This is a genomic window from Citrobacter sp. Marseille-Q5395, assembly GCF_947057495.1.
GTDB lineage: Bacteria > Pseudomonadota > Gammaproteobacteria > Enterobacterales > Enterobacteriaceae > Citrobacter > Citrobacter murliniae.
Genome location: NZ_CAMSEL010000006.1, coordinates 140590 through 156882, shown reverse-complemented (window position 1 = coordinate 156882; position 16293 = coordinate 140590). Strand labels below are relative to the sequence as shown.

13 protein-coding genes are annotated in these 16293 nt (G+C 51.4%); 6 read left to right on the top strand and 7 right to left on the bottom strand.

Annotated elements, in window-relative coordinates; genetic code table 11:
• Positions 1-19: 19 nt before the first annotated feature.
• The 6 genes from caiT to caiE all read left to right on the top strand — a co-directional run bounded on the left by caiT (position 20) and on the right by caiE (position 7288).
• Positions 20-1537: an L-carnitine/gamma-butyrobetaine antiporter gene (gene caiT / locus OH663_RS08975; RefSeq protein WP_045439665.1), complete on the top strand. Its 1518-nt coding sequence runs from the start codon at positions 20-22 to the stop codon at positions 1535-1537.
• A 33-nt stretch (positions 1538-1570) separates the two neighbouring features.
• Positions 1571-2713 (top strand): crotonobetainyl-CoA dehydrogenase, encoded by a 1143-nt coding sequence (gene caiA, locus OH663_RS08970; RefSeq protein ID WP_045439656.1) that lies wholly within the window; start codon positions 1571-1573, stop codon positions 2711-2713.
• 104 nt (positions 2714-2817) lie between these two features.
• A complete protein-coding gene (gene caiB, locus OH663_RS08965) occupies positions 2818-4035 on the top strand; it encodes an L-carnitine CoA-transferase (protein ID WP_045439653.1) in 1218 nt (405 codons plus the stop codon).
• Between the two features lie 62 nt (positions 4036-4097).
• Positions 4098-5651 (top strand): crotonobetaine/carnitine-CoA ligase, encoded by a 1554-nt coding sequence (gene caiC / locus OH663_RS08960; protein ID WP_200011425.1) that lies wholly within the window; start codon positions 4098-4100, stop codon positions 5649-5651.
• 176 nt (positions 5652-5827) lie between these two features.
• Entirely contained in the window at positions 5828-6613 is a 786-nt protein-coding gene (gene caiD, locus OH663_RS08955) for a crotonobetainyl-CoA hydratase (protein ID WP_200011408.1), read from the top strand.
• Between the two features lie 78 nt (positions 6614-6691).
• Positions 6692-7288 carry a carnitine operon protein CaiE gene (gene caiE / locus OH663_RS08950; RefSeq protein ID WP_200011404.1) on the top strand — a complete coding sequence of 199 codons (597 nt, stop codon included), beginning with the start codon at positions 6692-6694 and terminating at the stop codon, positions 7286-7288.
• Between the two features lie 41 nt (positions 7289-7329).
• On the opposite strand, the gene caiF is transcribed toward caiE, so the two are convergent.
• From caiF to fkpB, 7 genes are all read right to left on the bottom strand, one after another.
• Complete coding sequence (gene caiF / locus OH663_RS08945; protein WP_045439642.1) at positions 7330-7725, bottom strand: carnitine metabolism transcriptional regulator CaiF; 396 nt, start codon at positions 7723-7725, stop codon at positions 7330-7332.
• A gap of 275 nt (positions 7726-8000) precedes the next feature.
• Positions 8001-11225, bottom strand: coding sequence for a carbamoyl-phosphate synthase large subunit (gene carB / locus OH663_RS08940; protein ID WP_045439640.1), 3225 nt, complete (start codon positions 11223-11225; stop codon positions 8001-8003).
• A gap of 18 nt (positions 11226-11243) precedes the next feature.
• The gene (carA, locus tag OH663_RS08935) at positions 11244-12392 is read right to left on the bottom strand and encodes a glutamine-hydrolyzing carbamoyl-phosphate synthase small subunit (protein ID WP_045439637.1); all 1149 of its coding nucleotides are present in this window, start codon (positions 12390-12392) and stop codon (positions 11244-11246) included.
• A 457-nt stretch (positions 12393-12849) separates the two neighbouring features.
• Positions 12850-13671, bottom strand: a complete 822-nt coding sequence (gene dapB / locus OH663_RS08930; RefSeq protein WP_200011401.1) for a 4-hydroxy-tetrahydrodipicolinate reductase — start codon at positions 13669-13671, stop codon at positions 12850-12852.
• A gap of 173 nt (positions 13672-13844) precedes the next feature.
• Positions 13845-14759 carry a ribonucleoside hydrolase RihC gene (rihC, locus tag OH663_RS08925; RefSeq protein WP_200011399.1) on the bottom strand — a complete coding sequence of 305 codons (915 nt, stop codon included), beginning with the start codon at positions 14757-14759 and terminating at the stop codon, positions 13845-13847.
• Positions 14760-14824: 65 nt separating this feature from the next.
• Entirely contained in the window at positions 14825-15775 is a 951-nt protein-coding gene (gene ispH, locus OH663_RS08920) for a 4-hydroxy-3-methylbut-2-enyl diphosphate reductase (protein ID WP_045439631.1), read from the bottom strand.
• Between the two features lies 1 nt (position 15776).
• The gene (fkpB, locus tag OH663_RS08915; RefSeq protein ID WP_045439628.1) at positions 15777-16226 is read right to left on the bottom strand and encodes an FKBP-type peptidyl-prolyl cis-trans isomerase; all 450 of its coding nucleotides are present in this window, start codon (positions 16224-16226) and stop codon (positions 15777-15779) included.
• Positions 16227-16293 lie beyond the last annotated feature (67 nt).

The following is a 16293-nucleotide window of genomic DNA, read 5'->3' as shown; positions in this document are numbered from 1 at the left end:
TTCAAACTGGAATTCACTTATGAAAAATGAAAAGAAAAAATCGGGAATTGAGCCAAAGGTTTTCTTTCCGCCATTAATAATTGTCGGAATACTTTGTTGGCTAACAGTAAGAGATCTTGATGCCGCTAATGTTGTTATTAATGCGGTATTCAGTTACGTCACCAATGTCTGGGGTTGGGCATTTGAATGGTATATGGTCGTTATGCTATTCGGCTGGTTCTGGTTGGTCTTTGGTCCCTATGCTAAAAAGAAATTAGGCGACGAAAAACCTGAGTTCAGCACAGCCAGCTGGATTTTTATGATGTTTGCCTCCTGCACCTCAGCCGCCGTGCTGTTCTGGGGTTCGATAGAGATCTATTACTACATCTCCACGCCGCCGTTCGCGCTAACGCCAGGATCGACACCGGCGAAAGAGATTGGTCTGGCCTACAGCTTGTTCCACTGGGGGCCTCTGCCGTGGGCAACCTATAGCTTCCTCTCGGTGGCATTCGCCTACTTCTTCTTTGTACGCAAGATGGATGTTATCCGCCCCAGCTCCACGCTGGTTCCCCTGGTCGGTGAAAAACACGCGAAAGGGTTATTCGGCACTATCGTAGATAACTTCTATCTGGTCGCGCTGATCTTCGCAATGGGCACCAGTCTTGGGCTGGCGACACCGCTGGTTACCGAGTGTATGCAGTGGTTGTTTGGTATTCCGCACACGCTGCAATTAGACGCAATCATCATTACCTGCTGGATCATTTTGAACGCAATTTGCGTGGCTTGTGGCCTGCAAAAAGGGGTCAAAATCGCCAGCGATGTGCGTAGCTACCTGAGTTTTCTGATGTTGGGCTGGGTGTTTATCGTCAGCGGTGCCAGCTTCATCATGAACTACTTCACCGATTCCGTCGGTATGCTGCTGATGTACTTGCCGCGCATGCTGTTCTATACCGATGCCATCGGCAAAGGCGGCTTCCCACAGGGCTGGACCGTCTTCTACTGGGCATGGTGGGTCATTTACGCCATCCAGATGAGTATTTTCCTTGCCCGTATCTCTCGCGGCCGTACCGTGCGTGAACTGTGCTTCGGGATGGTGTTGGGCTTGACCGCCTCTACCTGGATCCTGTGGACCGTGCTTGGCAGTAACACTCTGCTGTTGATGGATAAAAACATCCTCAACATCCCACAACTGATTGAACAGCACGGCGTGGCGCGCGCCATTATCGAAACCTGGGCCGCATTGCCGTTCAGCACAGCCACCATGTGGGGATTCTTTATCCTCTGCTTTATCGCCACCGTCACACTCATCAACGCCTGCTCATATACCCTGGCGATGTCCACCTGCCGTGAAGTTCGCGATGGTGAAGAACCTCCGCTGTTGGTACGTATCGGCTGGTCAGTATTGGTAGGTGTCATCGGTATCGTTCTGTTGGCTCTGGGAGGATTGAAGCCCATACAGACTGCGATTATCGCCGGTGGGTGCCCGCTGTTCTTCGTCAACATCATGGTAACGCTGTCCTTTATTAAAGACGCCAAAGTGCACTGGAAAGATAAATAAGTTTAATTAACCCATTACTGAAGAGGCTTGAAGATGGATTTCAATTTGAATGACGAGCAGGAGCTGTTTGTCGCTGGTATTCGTGAACTGATGGCCAGTGAGAACTGGGAAGCTTATTTTGCCGAGTGCGATCGCGATAGCGTCTACCCAGAGCGTTTTGTGAAAGCACTGGCGGATATGGGCATCGACAGCCTTTTGATCCCGGAAGAACACGGCGGTCTGGAAGCGGGATTCGTCACCGTTGCCGCTGTCTGGATGGAACTGGGTCGTCTTGGCGCTCCAACCTACGTGCTGTACCAATTGCCAGGTGGTTTTAACACTTTCCTGCGTGAAGGAACCCAGGAGCAAATTGATAAAATCATGGCGTTCCAGGGCACCGGTAAGCAGATGTGGAACTCCGCGATTACAGAACCGGGAGCAGGATCGGATGTTGGCAGTCTGAAAACCACTTATACACGCAAAAATGGTAAGGTTTATCTTAATGGCAGTAAGTGCTTCATCACCAGTAGCGCCTATACCCCGTACATCGTGGTAATGGCAAGAGATGGAGCATCGCCGGATAAACCTGTTTATACCGAGTGGTTTGTTGACATGAGCAAAGCGGGTATCAAGGTCAACAAGCTGGAGAAGCTCGGCCTGCGTATGGATAGCTGCTGTGAAATCACCTTTGATGACGTAGAGCTGGACGAAAAAGACATGTTCGGTCGGGAAGGTAATGGTTTCAACCGCGTAAAAGAAGAGTTTGACCACGAGCGTTTCCTCGTCGCACTGACTAACTACGGTACAGCAATGTGTGCGTTTGAAGATGCGGCACGCTACGCGAATCAACGTGTGCAGTTTGGCGAAGCTATTGGACGCTTCCAGCTGATTCAGGAGAAGTTTGCGCACATGGCGATCAAACTTAACTCGATGAAAAACATGCTGCTGGAAGCCGCGTGGAAAGCGGATAACGGTACCATCACCTCTGGTGATGCAGCAATGTGCAAATACTTCTGCGCCAATGCCGCATTTGAAGTGGTAGATACCTCCATGCAAGTGCTGGGTGGTGTCGGTATCGCGGGCAACCATCGCATCACACGTTTCTGGCGTGACCTGCGCGTTGACCGTGTGTCCGGGGGCTCTGATGAAATGCAGATCCTGACATTGGGCCGTTCGGTATTGAAACAATACCGTTAAGTCGGCGCATCTGTAGGCCGGAGAGAGAGCTAAGCCCTCATCCGGAAACATGCCCGGTAGCGCTGAGCTTACCGGGCCTACAACTCACTGCCAGGAGCTAATTTATGAACCGTCTACCAATGCCCGCTTTTGGACCGCTGTCCGGATTACGCGTGGTCTTCTCAGGGATCGAAATTGCCGGGCCGTTCGCCGGACAAATGTTTGCCGAATGGGGTGCTGAAGTTATCTGGATTGAAAACGTCGCCTGGGCCGATACCATCCGTGTACAACCTAACTATCCGCAGCTATCACGCCGCAACCTGCACGCTCTTTCGCTCAATATTTTCAAAGATGAGGGGCGGGAAGCATTTCTGAAGTTAATGGAAACCACCGACATTTTCATTGAAGCCAGTAAAGGCCCGGCCTTCGCCCGTCGTGGTATTACCGACGAGGTGCTGTGGCAACATAACCCGAAACTGGTTATTGCCCATCTTTCCGGCTTCGGCCAGTTTGGTACCGATGAGTACACCAATCTCCCCGCTTACAACACCATTGCTCAGGCATTCAGCGGCTATCTGATCCAGAACGGCGACGTTGATCAGCCCATGCCTGCCTTCCCCTACACAGCCGATTACTTCTCAGGTATGACCGCAACCACAGCAGCACTCGCGGCGCTGCACAAAGTGCGTGAGACCGGTAAAGGCGAAAGTATTGATGTTGCCATGTATGAAGTGATGCTGCGTATGGGCCAGTACTTCATGATGGATTATTTCAACGGCGGCGAAATATGTCCGCGAATGACCAAAGGCAAAGACCCCTATTATGCCGGTTGCGGCCTGTATAAATGTGCCGATGGTTACATCGTCATGGAACTGGTTGGTATCACGCAAATCAACGAATGCTTTAAGGATATTGGACTGGCGCACATTCTCGGTACGCCTGAAGTGCCGGAAGGAACGCAGCTTATCCACCGCGTTGAATGTCCATATGGTCCGTTAGTCGAGGAGAAACTGGACGCCTGGCTGGCAACGCACACCATCGCTGAAGTGCAGGCGCGCTTTGCGGAACTGAATATCGCTTGTGCGAAAGTGCTGACCATTCCTGAACTGGAAGATAACCCGCAGTACGTTGCCCGTGAATCGATTACCCAGTGGCAAACGATGGACGGTCGCACCTGTAAAGGACCGAACATCATGCCGAAATTCAAAAACAACCCGGGGAAAATCTGGCGTGGCATGCCATCACACGGCATGGATACCGCCGCCATTCTGAAAAATATCGGTTATAGCGAAGCAGACATTAATGAGCTGGTCGGCAAAGGCCTGGCCAGAGTTGAGGATTAAACGCGACGCGCTGGCCAGTTCGTTTGGTTAGCGCTCACGCCTGATTTCAGTGGATAAGTAATATGGATATCGTTGGCAGACAAAACTTACGTCAGATGTGGGACGACCTGGCCGGGGTGTACGGAGATAAAACGGCGCTTATTTTCGAATCCTGTGAAGGAAATGTTCGACAGTTTAGTTATGCCTCGCTTAATGAAGAGATTAACCGCACGGCAAATCTTTTTCATTCCCTGGGGATCCGCAAAGGCGATAAGGTCGCATTGCATCTGGATAACTGCCCGGAATTCATTTTTTGCTGGTTTGGGCTGGCAAAAATTGGCGCCATTATGGTACCGATTAATGCCCGCTTACTGGGAGAGGAAAGTGCCTGGATCCTGCAAAACAGCCAGGTCAGTCTGCTGGTCACCAGCACCCAGTTTTATCCCATGTATCGCCAGATAAAGTTGGAAAATGAGACTCCGCTCAATCACATCTGTTTGATTAGCGATCATGTTCCAGCTGACGACGGCGTAAGTCACTTTTCCGACCTGAAAAACCAACAGCCAGCAACGCTGTGTTATGCGCCTGCGTTATCCACTGACGATACGGCGGAAATCCTGTTCACCTCAGGAACCACCTCTCGTCCCAAAGGGGTGGTCATTACCCACTATAACCTGCGTTTTGCTGGCTACTACTCCTCCTGGCAATGCGCCCTGCGCGACGATGATGTTTACCTGACGGTGATGCCCGCCTTTCATATCGACTGCCAGTGTACGGCAGCAATGGCGGCATTCTCTGCAGGCAGTACCTTTGTTCTGATAGAGAAATACAGCGCTCGGGCCTTCTGGGAGCAGGTACGTAAATATCAGGCGACGATTACAGAATGCATTCCGATGATGATCAGAACATTGATGGTGCAGCCCGCTGCATCCACGGACAAGCAGCATCATCTGCGCGAAGTGATGTTCTATCTCAATTTATCGGTACAGGAGAAGGATGACTTTATCGCACGGTTTGGCGTCAGACTCCTGACCTCCTACGGTATGACAGAAACGATTGTCGGCATTATTGGAGACCGTCCGGGGGATAAACGACGCTGGCCTTCTATTGGGCGAGTGGGCTTTAGCTATGAAGCAGAAATCCGCGACGATCAAAACCGTCCCCTACCCGCCGGAGAAATTGGCGAAATCTGTATTAAGGGCGTACCGGGTAAAACGATCTTCAAAGAGTACTATGCACAACCGGATGCGACGGCCAAAGCGCTGGAGCCTGAGGGTTGGCTGCATACCGGCGATTCAGGTTACCAGGATGAAGATGGTTTTTTCTATTTCGTCGACAGGCGCTGCAACATGATTAAACGCGGTGGAGAAAATGTCTCCTGTGTCGAACTGGAAAATATTATCTCCGCCCACCCCAAAATTCAGGACATCGTCGTTGTCGGTATTAAGGACTCTATCCGTGATGAGGCGATTAAAGCTTTTATCGTACTGAATGAAGGTGAAACATTAAGCGAAGCAGAATTCTTCAGCTTCTGCGAACACAATATGGCGAAATTTAAGGTTCCCTCTTTTATGGAGATACGAACCGACCTGCCGCGTAATTGTTCAGGAAAAATAATCAAAAAAAATCTGAAATAACCCCTATGGCGGGAATTCCTCCTGCCGGGAAATCTATACCCAATAGATTTCGAGTTGCATTGAGACGGCAAGTCCGCTCATCCCAGGAGCATAGATAACTATGTGAATTGGGTGAGCGGACGCAGCTAACAAAAATGCAGCCTGAAAGACGAAGGGTATATTTTTGGAGATGAACTATGAGTGAATCATTACATCTGACCCGCAATGGCCCGATTCTGGAAATTACGCTGGACAGACCAAAGGCGAATGCCATTGATGCCAAAACCAGTTTTGAAATGGGAGAGGCTTTTCTTAATTTCCGTGACGATCCTGAATTACGCGTGGCTATTATCACCGGCGGCGGAGAGAAATTCTTTTCCGCCGGTTGGGACTTAAAAGCGGCGGCAGAAGGTGAAGCTCCGGATGCTGATTTTGGTCCTGGCGGCTTCGCCGGTTTAACCGAAATTTTCGACCTCAACAAGCCTGTCATAGCGGCAGTAAACGGCTATGCCTTTGGCGGTGGTTTCGAGCTGGCACTGGCTGCGGACTTTATCGTCTGTGCAGAAAACGCCAGCTTTGCGCTGCCGGAAGCGAAGCTCGGTATTGTGCCTGACAGTGGCGGAGTACTCCGTTTGCCCAAGCTGCTGCCACCGGCTATCGTCAACGAAATGGTGATGACCGGCAGACGGATGAGCGCCGAAGAAGCAATACGTTGGGGGATCGTAAACCGTGTCGTCAACCAGAGCGAGCTTATGGACAGTGCGCGCGAACTGGCACAACAGCTGGTGAATAGCGCCCCACTGGCTATCGCAGCGCTAAAAGAGATTTACCGTGCTACCAGTGAAATGCCGGTAGAAGAAGGCTACCGCTATATCCGCAGTGGTGTGCTGAAACACTACCCGGCGGTGTTGCACTCTGAAGATGCGCTTGAAGGTCCGCAGGCATTTGCCGAAAAACGCGATCCGGTGTGGAAAGGTCGTTAATGTTGTCATGCCGGATAGGCTTCGCTTATCCGGCCAACAAATACCGTATACCGCCATCCGGTAAAAATAAGGAATATTGTGAGCTATTACGCTTTTGAAGGTCTTATCCCCGTGGTACACCCGTCTGCTTATGTTCATCCCAGCGCTGTGCTGATTGGCGATGTAATTGTCGGTGCGGGTGTCTATATTGGCCCACTCGCTTCACTGCGCGGCGACTATGGTCGTCTGATCCTTGAAGCAGGCTCCAATCTGCAGGATAGCTGCATCATGCATGGATACTGCGACACCGATACCATCGTGCATGAGCACGGACACATCGGACACGGCGCGATCCTGCACGGCTGCGTGATTGGTCGCGATGCGCTGGTTGGCATGAACAGCGTAATTATGGACGGTGCCGTGATAGGCGAAGAAAGCATTGTCGCCGCCATGAGCTTTGTTAAAGCAGGATTTACTGGCGAACCAAGGCAATTACTGGTTGGGGCAACCGCCCGGGTAATACGAGAAGTGACGGTTCAGGAATTGCAGTGGAAGCGAATGAATACCAGGGAGTATCAGGATCTCGCTGTGCGCTGTAGGGCTGGGTTACATGAAACCCAGCCGTTAACGCAGGTCGAAGAAAACCGTCCACGCCTCAAAGGCACAACGGAGGTAAAGCCCAAAACGGCTTCCTGATGGTGCCGGATAAGCATAAGCACCATCCGGCAAAGAAAAGATTACCGACGCATACTTTTTGACAGCATCATCTGCCATTTCTGCTCGCGATTAAGCTCACTAGGGGGAACAGCCGACATCCGTGGCGTTTTCCCAACACTCACTCTTTTCTCCTGCAGACCGTGGCTCAATCGGCTATAAAGCTGAGGATCAATTCTCACAACTTTCACCAGGCGCTGACACTGACATCCGCGACCAGCAAGCTGATTAGGGATCATCTTAACTTCACAAACAATTTCACTCACTTCCGAAAGAATATAAGAGAGCGTATTAATCGCTTTGCAATGTTCAATATCGAAATGACGGGAAATTTCTTTTGCCGTCACCCAACGATCTTCTGCCATAATCCAATCGGCAATTAACAAATAAAGCGGTCTTTCAACATATTCTTCACACATAAGCGCACCATTTCACAAATTAAAAATCTGGCTACGGCTTGTCCAAAATTAATAAAAACAAAGCCATATTAAAATTGTGTATATAAAGGATAGTATGCGACTTGAATGTTGATTAGTGTGAGCAACATCGCGCTTATTACATTGAAAATGTGGTTATGGAATTCTATTTATCCAGGAATGACCTGATAGAGCAAAAAAAACGGCTCCTTTACAGAAACCGTTTCGAATTATATTTAAAGTCCGCTTAACGCAATTATCACCGGACCATCCAGATATTATTTATTGATCTGCGCGTGCATTTCCTGAACAGACGTCACCTTCTCTGTGGCATCCGCATTCAACGCCATCGCCGTGGCAAAACCACCGTTCAGAGTGGTGTCATAATGCACTTTGTACTGCAGCGCACTGCGACGAATCAGCTTGGAATCCTCAATCGCCTGACGACCTTCCGTGGTGTTGATGATGTAGGTGTATTCGCCATTCTTGATACGGTCCTGAATGTGCGGGCGACCTTCATGCACTTTATTCACCAGACGCGGGTTAATCCCGGCCTCCCCCAGAACAATCGCTGTACCGTGCGTGGCATCCAGCTCAAAACCAAACTTCAGCAGTTTGGCCGCAAGGTCGACGACGCGCTCTTTGTCGCCTTCGCGAACAGAGAGTAAAGCGCGGCCCTGTTTTTTCATGGTGGAGCTGCTACCCAACTGTGCCTTAGCGAACGCTTCCGCAAAGGTGCGGCCAACGCCCATCACTTCACCGGTAGAGCGCATTTCTGGCCCTAAAAGGGGGTCAACGCCCGGGAATTTATTGAACGGCAGCACCACTTCTTTTACCGAGTAGTACGGTGGGATAACTTCTTTGGTGACGCCCTGCTGTGCCAGCGTTTTACCTGCCATCACTCGTGCAGCCACTTTCGCCAGCGGAACCCCCGTCGCCTTCGACACAAACGGTACCGTACGCGCCGCACGCGGGTTGACTTCAATCAGGTAGACTTCGTTATTCTTCACCGCAAACTGGACGTTCATCAGACCACGAACCTGCAGTTCGAAGGCCAACTTTTGCACCTGCTGGCGCATTACATCCTGAATTTCCTGGCTCAGCGTGTAGGCTGGCAGGGAACATGCTGAATCACCGGAGTGAACGCCAGCCTGTTCGATGTGTTCCATGATGCCACCAATCAGCACCATTTCGCCGTCGCAAATAGCATCCACATCCACTTCTACCGCGTCATCCAGGAAACGGTCCAGAAGTACCGGCGCGTCGTTGGAGACGCTAACTGCCGTCTGGAAGTAGCGACGTAAGTCGGCTTCGTCGTAGACGATTTCCATCGCGCGACCGCCGAGAACGTAGGATGGACGCACCACCAGCGGATAGCCAATCTCTTTCGCCTTCTCAACTGCTTGTTCGATGGCGGTGACGGTGGCGTTCGCGGGTTGTTTCAGTTTCAGACGGTCAACCGCGTGCTGGAATCTTTCACGGTCTTCTGCACGGTCAATTGCATCCGGGCTGGTGCCGATAACCGGCACACCTGCGGCTTCCAGCGCACGCGCCAGCTTCAGCGGGGTCTGGCCGCCGTACTGGACGATGACACCTTTTGGTTTCTCGATGCGCACGATTTCCAGCACGTCTTCCAGAGTTACCGGCTCAAAGTACAGACGGTCAGAAGTGTCGTAGTCGGTAGAGACAGTTTCCGGGTTACAGTTAACCATGATGGTCTCGTAGCCGTCTTCACGCAGTGCCAGCGAAGCATGTACGCAGCAGTAGTCGAATTCAATACCCTGACCGATACGGTTCGGACCACCACCCAGGACCATGATTTTGTCGCGATCCTGCGTTGGGTTCGCTTCGCATTCATCTTCATAGGTGGAGTACATATAAGCGGTATCGGTGGCAAATTCTGCGGCGCAGGTATCTACACGCTTATAAACCGGGTGCAGATTATACTGTTCGCGCAGCTTGCGGATTTCCGCTTCGCGCACGCCCGCCAGTTTTGCCAGACGCGCATCGGCAAAGCCTTTACGCTTAAGAGCACGCAGGAAGTCAGCATTGAGCCCGTTGATGCCAAGCTCCGCCACTTTTTCTTCCAGACGCACCAGTTCTTCAATTTGTACCAGGAACCAGCGGTCGATGTTGGTCAGGTTGAAGACACCATCGACGGACAGGCCTGCGCGGAACGCATCGGCGATATACCAGATACGCTCAGCGCCCGCATCTTTCAGCTCACGGCGAATCTTGGTCAGCGCTTCCGGGTCATCCAGGCTCACTTTAGGGTCGAAACCGGTAGCCCCCACTTCCAGACCGCGCAGTGCTTTCTGCAAAGATTCCTGCTGGGTGCGACCAATCGCCATCACTTCACCAACAGATTTCATCTGAGTAGTCAGACGGTCGTTGGCGCCGGCGAATTTCTCGAAGTTAAAGCGTGGGATTTTGGTCACGACGTAGTCGATAGACGGCTCAAAGGAAGCCGGAGTACGACCGCCCGTGATGTCATTCATCAGTTCGTCGAGGGTATAACCGACCGCCAGTTTTGCCGCCACTTTCGCAATCGGGAAACCGGTCGCTTTTGATGCCAGCGCCGACGATCGAGAAACACGCGGGTTCATTTCGATAACAATCAGACGACCATTTTTTGGATTCACCGCAAACTGGACGTTAGAACCACCGGTTTCCACGCCGATTTCACGCAGTACCGCCATCGAGGCGTTACGCATGATTTGGTATTCTTTATCGGTCAGCGTTTGCGCCGGAGCTACGGTGATGGAGTCACCGGTATGGATGCCCATAGCGTCGAAGTTTTCGATGGAGCAGACGATGATGCAGTTGTCGTTTTTATCACGTACCACTTCCATCTCGTACTCTTTCCAGCCAATCAGCGACTCATCAATCAGCAGCTCTTTGGTTGGGGAAAGATCCAACCCGCGTTCGCAAATTTCTTCAAACTCTTCGCGGTTATAAGCGATACCGCCACCGGTGCCGCCCATGGTGAAGCTAGGCCGGATAATGCACGGAAAGCCAACATCAGCGGCAACCGCGAGCGCTTCTTCCATGGTATGTGCGATACCAGAACGCGCAGTGTCGAGGCCGATTTTCTTCATCGCGATATCGAAGCGACGGCGGTCTTCAGCTTTATCAATCGCATCCGCCGTTGCCCCAATCATGGTCACACCGAATTCAGCCAGTACGCCCTGACGCTCAAGTTCCAGTGCACAGTTCAGCGCAGTCTGGCCGCCCATGGTCGGCAGTACCGCATCCGGGCGTTCTTTTTCGATAATCTTACGCACAACTTCCCAGTGAATCGGCTCGATGTAGGTAGCATCGGCCATTTCCGGGTCGGTCATGATGGTTGCCGGGTTGGAGTTTACCAGAATAACGCGGTAACCCTCTTCACGCAGGGCCTTACATGCCTGCGCACCGGAATAGTCAAACTCACACGCCTGGCCGATAACAATCGGACCCGCGCCCAGAATCAGGATACTTTTTATGTCTGTACGTTTTGGCATGGCTCTATTAACTCCTGATTATTTCGCGGACTGACGGTAAAGCTCAATTAACTCGATAAAGTGGTCGAACAGCGGCGCAGCATCATGCGGCCCCGGACTGGCTTCCGGGTGGCCCTGGAAGCTGAACGCCGGTTTATCAGTGCGGTGGATACCCTGAAGGGTGCCATCGAACAGCGATTTATGCGTTACGCGCAGGTTTGCAGGCAGCGACGCTTCATCCACCGCAAAGCCGTGGTTTTGTGCAGTAATCATCACGGTGTTGTTATCAATATCTTTAACCGGATGGTTGCCGCCGTGGTGGCCAAACTTCATCTTGATAGTCTTAGCACCGCTCGCCAGCGCCAGTAGCTGATGGCCGAGGCAGATGCCGAATACCGGAATATCGGTTTCGAGGAATTTTCCAATCGCGTCGATAGCGTAGTCGCACGGAGCCGGGTCACCAGGACCGTTGGACAGGAAAATACCGTCCGGATTCATCTTCAGTACTTCCTCTGCGGAGGTCTTCGCCGGCACCACCGTCAGGCGACAGCCGCGATCCACTAACATGCGCAGAATATTGCGTTTAGCACCAAAATCATAAGCCACAACATGGAACGGGAGTTCATCTGCAGATTTCGCTTCTGGCAGGTCACCTGCCAGCGTCCAGCTCCCCTGCGTCCAGTTGTAAGGCTCCGCAGTGGTGACTTCTTTCGCCAGGTCCATTCCGTTCAGGCCTGGGAAGGCTTTCGCTTTTTCCAGCGCCAGAGCTGCATCCGGGTTATCCCCTGCAATGATGCAGCCATTCTGTGCGCCTTTTTCACGCAGCAGACGAGTCAGCTTACGGGTATCAATATCGGCAATCGCCACAATGTTGTGACGCTTCAGGTAAGAAGAGAGGTCTTCAGTATCGCGGAAGTTGCTGGCAATCAGTGGCAGGTCGCGGATGACCAGACCTTGCGCATGTACCTGAGAAGATTCTGCATCGGCTTCATTGGTGCCGACATTGCCGATATGGGGATAAGTAAGAGTGACGATTTGGCGGGAATAGGAAGGATCAGTGAGGATTTCTTGATAACCGGTCATTGAAGTATTGAAAACGACTTCCCCAACCGCCGAACCTGTTGCCCCTATGGCCCGACCGTGAAACTGGGTTCCGTCTTCCAGAACCAATAGCGCTGACTTAATCAAAACACCCTCCAGAGAATATTCACTCACTTTATTTGCATATTAATTCATTAAGACAGAATGAATCAATGCAAATTTGCTTACCTATGGATTTCTGGCAAACGGCGGCATTCTAGAGACAGCCCAGCTAAAAGTCTACCCAAAAGGGCAATTTTTATTATTATTTTACGCAACTGGAATGAAACATGCGATTTAACAGGCAAAAAGATCAGCTAAGTGGGGGTGGAAAACGCTTGCGGAACTTATCGAGCGTGAAAAATAGCTTACACATGAAAAAAAGTAGACCATTTGGTCAAAATTTACATTTAATCTACAAAATACTGTAGGTAAACGTATCAAATTAATCAACTCAGGACAAAAACACACAAAAGCAATCAAAAATAAAAGGGCAATAAAATATTGCCCCATGTAATCAACTAATTATGATTACAATAACCACATCACGAAGGATAAATAATGCCTATAAACTGCGTAAATCAAGCACGTCACGCATGTCAAAAAGACCATTTGACTTAGATTTAAGCCAGATAGCCGATCTCACCGCTCCATTAGCAAACGTCATACGGCTGGAAGCCTTGTGCGTAATCTCGATACGTTCGCCAATATCAGCGAACATCGCGGTATGTTCCCCGACGATGTCCCCTGCACGCACTGTGGCAAAACCAATGGTGCCAGGTACACGTTCACCGGTGTAACCTTCACGGCTATAGACAGCGCAATCTTTGAGATCTTTACCCAGTGCCCCGGCAATCGCTTCTCCCATCGCCAGCGCTGTGCCTGACGGCGCATCTACTTTATGACGGTGGTGGGCTTCGATGATTTCAATGTCGGTGTAATCACCCATCACTTTCGCCGCTTTTTCCAGAAGCTTCAGCATGACATTGACACCCACGCTAAAGTTAGCGGCGAATACAATGCCAATCTCCTGAGCAGCATCATGAATAGCTTGTTTGCCTGCATCATCAAAGCCAGTCGTCCCAATAACCATCCCTTTTCCATGCTGGCGACAAAATGCCAGATGCGTCAAAGTGCCTTCCGGGCGAGTAAAATCGATAAAAATATCGAAATCATCTTTGATCGCCTCAAGGCTACTCTGCACAGTAACGCCCGTTTTCCCGGCTCCGGCCAACTCTCCGGCATCGCTACCCAGCAAGGATGAGCCTTCACGCTCCAGCGCCGCGCCCAGCTGTACGTCATCCATGCCAAGGGTGGCCTGAATCAACTGACGCCCCATGCGCCCCCCGGCTCCCGCGATGGCAACGCGGATTTGTGCATCATGCATAGCTATTCTCTTTTGTTAATTTCACGTAAATCATTTTCAGATTAACCAGCGCATCGCTGCGCCGCCAGCCGAAAACGTCGATAATTAGAATTTAATGATAAACAGGGAGAGATATCAGTAAAAGACATGACACTACGGAATAAGCAGCGTCATATCGTTATATCGTGCAGAAATCAGGGGGCCAATGCCAACACGTGAGCAACCCACTGTTGAAAACCTTCAACGTTCAGATCCAGCGCCACCTGTGCATTTGCCGGTTGACCAAGTCGTCCTTCAATATCCACCACCGTCGTACCCGACGTGTATTCACCCTGCGTTTCTACTGCCACAAAGCACGGCTTCATTGTGAACAGATCCGGACGCACCAGCCAGGCAATGGCGCAGAGATCGTGCATACGCAGCCCTGTATTCATGCTACCACTGCGGTAATGACTGAACAGCGCATGCAGCATTTTCCCGGTCTGGTTCAACTCAGGCAATGTCGCCAGATAATCTGGTGCGAGTACTGCCTGATTAGTAACATCCAGCCCGCACATCACAATCTCCAGCCCACTCTGGAATACTTTTGCTGCCGCTTCAGGATCGATAGCAATATTAAACTCCGCATTTGGCGTAAAGTTTCCCCTACCCGCGGAACCGCCCATGATCACCAGACGACGAATATTGAACGCACATTCCGGATAGTGCATCAGCAGCAATGCAATATTAGTTAACGGACCAATAGCAACCAGGGTGAGGGGTTCAGGAGAGCTCATCAATGCATCACGGATCACCTGAAAGGCGGGTTTTACCAGCGGCTGACGGTTATGTTCGACAAACTCATATCCTTCCATACCGGACTCACCGTGTACAGAAGCCGCGTCGCGTAGCGGTCGCAGCAACGGCATTGATGCCCCTTGTGCCAGCGGGATATCCGCATTCCAGAAATGTAGCAGTTGTAGCGCGTTACGAGTGGTTTTTTCCACAGAAACGTTACCTGCCACCGTGGTCATCAGTTGCAGATCCAGCTCAGGGGCAAACAGCGCGGCGGCTATAGCAGCGGCATCATCAATGCCGGGGTCGGTATCAAGAATGATCGGTAAGCGCATGGTTTCTCCAAAAAAAATGCCAGACGTTAAGTCTGGCATCTTCTCATAATAGATAAGTGAAAGTTTTACTCTACTTCACGAACATCCACACGCAGCTCTTTAGGCACTTCGAAAACAATGTTCTCTTCACGTCCTTCCAACGGAACAGGTTCCCCGCCGCCAAACTCCTGTAGGCGAGTAATCACGTTCTGCACCAGGATATCCGGTGCAGAAGCTCCGGCGGTGACACCCACGCACTTCGCCTCTTTCACCCACAATTCCTGGATATCGGTTGCATCGTCGATCAGGTATGCCGCTTTGCCCATACGCTGCGCCAGCTCGGCCAGGCGGTTGGAGTTAGAGGAGTTTTTCGAACCGACCACCAGTACCACATCCGCTTGTTCCGCCAGCGCACGAACCGCTTCCTGTCGGTTAGTGGTGGCATAGCAGATATCGTCTTTACGCGGTCCGACAATTTTCGGGAAACGGTTACGTAGCGCGTCAATCACATCAGATGTGTCGTCCACTGAGAGCGTGGTTTGCGTCATAAACGACAGCTTCGCTTCGTTTTTAACGTCCAGCGTCCACACATCATCTGGTGATTCAACCAGATACATTCCCCCTTGCGGGTTGCTGTACTGCCCCATTGTGCCTTCGACTTCCGGGTGCCCGGCGTGACCGATCAGGATCGACTCTTCACCGCGACGGCTGGCTCGCGCGACTTCCATATGCACTTTCGTCACCAGCGGACAGGTTGCATCAAACACCGTGAGGTCGCGACCCTTCGCCTCATTACGTACTGCCTGAGACACTCCGTGAGCTGAGAAAATCAGGATCGCGCCATCTGGCACTTCGCTGATTTGTTCTATAAAAATAGCGCCGCGCTCGCGCAGGCTATCCACCACATAGCGGTTATGCACCACTTCATGGCGGACATAAATCGGCGCGCCGTAAATGGCCAGCGCGTTTTCTACAATGCTGATAGCGCGGTCTACGCCAGCGCAAAAACCGCGCGGGTTGGCCAACAGGATCTGCATTTTACGCCTCCAGTGCCGGTTCGACTTCCAGCACTTCAATATCAAAATGAACGGTATGCCCGGCCAGCGGATGGTTGAAGTCAACCGTGATTGAATCACCATTGATTTCGCGGATCACACCCGGCATCTCACTGCCGTCCATTGCGGTAAAGAGCATGATAGCGCCAATTTCTGGCTCACCCGCGTCCATAAATTCCCGACGCGAGAAATACTGAATTAAGTCCGGGCTTGCCACACCAAAGGCGGCGTCCGGCTCCAGAGAAAAAGTGGTTTTATCACCCTCTTTTAACCCCAGAAGATGTTGTTCCAGTCCTTCAGACAGAGAACCATCGCCCAGGCGGAACAGCGCAGGCTTACCGTTATTGCGGGTTGACTCTGCGGTGGAGCCATCGTCGAGCTTTAAGGTGAAGTGCACCAGCACCGCACTGTTACTCTGTACTGATTTAGACATGCAGATTGCTCTTTAAAATTGCTGCCGCCTGTTTGCCCGGTAGCACTAAGCAAGCCGGGCAAACAAG

What these genes read in the sequence shown, in the direction of transcription:
- caiF (WP_045439642.1), bottom strand. Translation starts at nt 7,725, where the DNA reads ATGTGTGAAGAATATGTTGAAAGACCGCTTTATTTGTTAATTGCCGAT.
- caiD (WP_200011408.1), top strand. Translation starts at nt 5,828, where the DNA reads ATGAGTGAATCATTACATCTGACCCGCAATGGCCCGATTCTGGAAATT.
- caiC (WP_200011425.1), top strand. Translation starts at nt 4,098, where the DNA reads ATGGATATCGTTGGCAGACAAAACTTACGTCAGATGTGGGACGACCTG.
- caiB (WP_045439653.1), top strand. Translation starts at nt 2,818, where the DNA reads ATGAACCGTCTACCAATGCCCGCTTTTGGACCGCTGTCCGGATTACGC.
- dapB (WP_200011401.1), bottom strand. Translation starts at nt 13,671, where the DNA reads ATGCATGATGCACAAATCCGCGTTGCCATCGCGGGAGCCGGGGGGCGC.
- carB (WP_045439640.1), bottom strand. Translation starts at nt 11,225, where the DNA reads ATGCCAAAACGTACAGACATAAAAAGTATCCTGATTCTGGGCGCGGGT.
- caiA (WP_045439656.1), top strand. Translation starts at nt 1,571, where the DNA reads ATGGATTTCAATTTGAATGACGAGCAGGAGCTGTTTGTCGCTGGTATT.
- ispH (WP_045439631.1), bottom strand. Translation starts at nt 15,775, where the DNA reads ATGCAGATCCTGTTGGCCAACCCGCGCGGTTTTTGCGCTGGCGTAGAC.
- fkpB (WP_045439628.1), bottom strand. Translation starts at nt 16,226, where the DNA reads ATGTCTAAATCAGTACAGAGTAACAGTGCGGTGCTGGTGCACTTCACC.
- rihC (WP_200011399.1), bottom strand. Translation starts at nt 14,759, where the DNA reads ATGCGCTTACCGATCATTCTTGATACCGACCCCGGCATTGATGATGCC.
- caiT (WP_045439665.1), top strand. Translation starts at nt 20, where the DNA reads ATGAAAAATGAAAAGAAAAAATCGGGAATTGAGCCAAAGGTTTTCTTT.